This is a genomic window from Methylocaldum sp., from assembly GCF_039794385.1.
Classification (GTDB): Bacteria; Pseudomonadota; Gammaproteobacteria; order Methylococcales; family Methylococcaceae; genus Methylocaldum.
In genome coordinates this window covers 1-2,813 of sequence record NZ_JBDIVO010000482.1, presented here as the reverse complement: position 1 = coordinate 2,813, position 2,813 = coordinate 1, and the positions used below count along the sequence as shown (strand labels likewise).

Sequence of the window (2,813 nt, the reverse complement as noted above, 5' to 3'; positions counted from 1 at the left end):
CGCCGGGGCATCCCTGCCCCGGATTGACCCGGCCTACATTTATAGGCCGGGTCAATAACGTGGTTCTCATGGAGTAAATTCCAATACTGATTTCTGCATATTTAATCCTGGACCAGCATTCTACGCCATGACCTTAAGCCGGGGAACGTGGGCAACGCATAGGTTCATGTTCGAAAATAGTTCTTGAAATTTGGTCTCAATAGCCTAGTCTCGCAATAAATTAAGATGAGGAGGTGAACATGGAATCACTAAACCGCATTACTCAGCAACCCGGCGTCATGGGCGGCAAGGCGTGCATCCGTGGCATGCGGGTAACGGTCGGTATGATCGTCGGCCAAATCGGAGCTGGGCACAGCATCGAAGAGGTCCTCGCGGATTATCCCTACCTCGAACGCGAGGATATCCTACAGGCGCTACGCTACGCCGCGTGGCGTGCGGAAGAACGGGAAATTACGCTGGCGAGCGCATGAAGTTATTGGTCGACATGAATCTGTCACCGCGCTGGGTTAGCCTATTGGCTGACGCGGGCTTCGAGGCGGCGCATTGGTCTACACTCGGCGCAGCCAATGCCCCGGACGCGGAAATCATGGCCTTCGCCAAGGCTAACGGCTACGTGGTGCTCACGCACGACCTAGACTTCAGCGCGATTCTTGCGGCAACCCACGGCGAGAAACCCAGCGTCGTGCAAATTCGTGCCGAGGATGTCAGCCCGGACGCAATCGGCAAGCCGGTTAGCGATGCCCTGTTGCAAATGACGGCCGAGCTGGAAGAGGGTGCGTTGCTCACCATTGATCCGAATCGCACCCGGTTGCGGCTCCTACCCTTACACTTCCGATAGGCCAAGCCGTTTTGGCACTGAGCGGCAAATGCGCGCGGTGCGTACATTACATAGCCGCGCGCAAAGCGTCCTCGACCTTTTTGTGAATCCCGCCGAAGCTGCCGTTGCTCATGAAAACCAGATGGTCGCCGGGGCGGGCGTCTTTCGCCAGTCGCTCCACGATTGAATCCAGCGAGCGGCATACGCTAATGTGTTCGGCTCCCTGAATTGCCTGCTCGGCGTCCCAACCGAGGTCTTCGGGTTGGAAAATGATGGATTGATCGGCAGCCTTCAAGGAATCGGCAAGCGTATCGGCGTGAACGCCCATGCGCATGGTGTTGGACCTGGGTTCCAACACGGCGATGATGCGGGCGCTGTCGACACGCGCGCGCAAGCCTTCGAGCGTCGTGGCGATGGCGGTGGGATGGTGGGCGAAATCGTCGTAAAGGGTGATTCCGTCGATGCGGGCGCGTACTTCCAGTCGGCGTCTGACATTCTTGAACATGCTCAACGCGGCCGCGCCCTCTTCGGGGCTTACGCCGGCATGGTGAGCTGCGGCGATGGCGGAAAGCGCGTTCATCACGTTGTGGCGGCCGGTCAGGCTCCATTCCACGACGCCGCTGGGCCGTCCCTGGTGGTAAAGCTGGAATTGGCTGCCGTCGGGTGCCAACAGAGCAGCACGCCAAACGGCGTTCTCGGGATTTTCTTCCAAAGTCGTTTTCTCGACCGGCGTCCAGCAACCCATTTGCAGGACTTCGGCCAGGGTTTTGTCCGTCTCCGGAGCGATGATGAGCCCGTTTCCCGGAATGCTGCGTATCAAGTGGTGAAACTGCCGCTGGATTGCGGCGAGGTCGGGAAAAATGTCGGCGTGGTCGAATTCCAGGTTATTGAGAATTGTCGTGCGCGGTCGGTAATGGACGAACTTGGAACGTTTGTCGAAAAAAGCGGTGTCGTACTCGTCGGCTTCGACGATGAAAAACCGGCCGTCGCCCAGACGCGCGGACAAGCCGAAATTGAGCGGGACGCCTCCGATCAGAAAGCCGGGCTTGAGTCCCGCGCTTTCGAGTATCCAGGCGAGCATGCTCGATGTGGTCGTTTTGCCGTGCGTTCCGGCCACGGCCAGCACCCAGGAGTTCTTCAGCACATAGCAATAAAGCCACTGCGGACCCGACGTGTAGGCGAGTCCCCGATTAAGCACCGCTTCTATTTCCGGATTGCCGCGGGAGATGGCATTGCCTACCACGACCAGGTCGGGCGCCGGGTCCAGATTCTCCGGGCTGTATCCTTTCATGAGCGCGATTCCTTGCTCCTCGAGCTGGGTGCTCATGGGGGGATAAACGTTTTGGTCGGAGCCGGTGACGTGATGGCCCATTTGTTTGGCCATGATCGCCAAACCGCCCATAAATGTCCCGCAGATGCCCAAAATATGAATGTGCACGATCCTGTCCTCTTAGGTTCGGTCCGTTATTTCTTGACGTTGTCCGGGTTTTTGTTCGCGGACGTTCCGTCATCCGTTTTGCCTTCCGAGACGGGTTTAACCATCGCGGCTTGTTCCAATATCGCTGCGATCCGCATATGCCCGCTTTTCTTGGCTCGATCGATAAGCGTGAGTCCTGAATTTTCTTTTGCGGAAACGTCCGCTCCGCCGGCGATCAGCGCCCTGACGGCATCCTCGTAGCCTTGCGCGGCAGCCTCCATGAGCGCGGTCACCCCGCGCTGGTCCGCTGCATCGGGATCGGCGCCGAAACTCAAAAGCTTTCTGATCACCCGGACATTGCCCGAAAATGCCGCCGCCATCAGCGGCGTGCGGCCGGCGCCGTTTTTGCCGTTGACGTCCGCGCCCTGGGCGAGCAGCGAATCCAGCCGTTCCAGCTGCCCGGATGCGGCCGCGGCGAACAGTGCCTGATTCGGATCTTCCGCTTGCAGAACGGTTGTCGACGCGAGCAGGGCAAGAACGAGCATGGCTTTTTTTAACATAGCGAAAACCGGTTTGGTC

The 2,813-nt window shown here is 58.6% G+C and carries 4 protein-coding genes; 2 read left to right on the top strand and 2 right to left on the bottom strand.

The window, feature by feature from the left end; genetic code table 11:
* Nucleotides 1–239 precede the first annotated feature (239 nt).
* On the top strand, nt 240–470 hold the full coding sequence (locus ABJK70_RS23075; RefSeq protein ID WP_077732290.1) for a DUF433 domain-containing protein: 231 nt from the start codon (nt 240–242) through the stop codon (nt 468–470).
* Complete coding sequence (locus ABJK70_RS23070) at nt 467–838, top strand: DUF5615 family PIN-like protein (RefSeq protein WP_210023944.1); 372 nt, start codon at nt 467–469, stop codon at nt 836–838. Before ABJK70_RS23075 ends, ABJK70_RS23070 begins: the two co-directional genes overlap by 4 nt.
* A 46-nt stretch (nt 839–884) precedes the next feature.
* Here ABJK70_RS23070 and mpl read toward each other — a convergent pair whose 3' ends face one another.
* Both mpl and ABJK70_RS23060 read right to left on the bottom strand, forming a co-directional pair.
* Nucleotides 885–2,255: a UDP-N-acetylmuramate:L-alanyl-gamma-D-glutamyl-meso-diaminopimelate ligase gene (gene mpl / locus ABJK70_RS23065; RefSeq protein WP_347259266.1), complete on the bottom strand. Its 1,371-nt coding sequence runs from the start codon at nt 2,253–2,255 to the stop codon at nt 885–887.
* Nucleotides 2,256–2,281: 26 nt separating this feature from the next.
* Nucleotides 2,282–2,813 (bottom strand): ankyrin repeat domain-containing protein (locus ABJK70_RS23060; protein WP_347259265.1); only part of this gene is annotated, 532 nt, incomplete at its 5' end.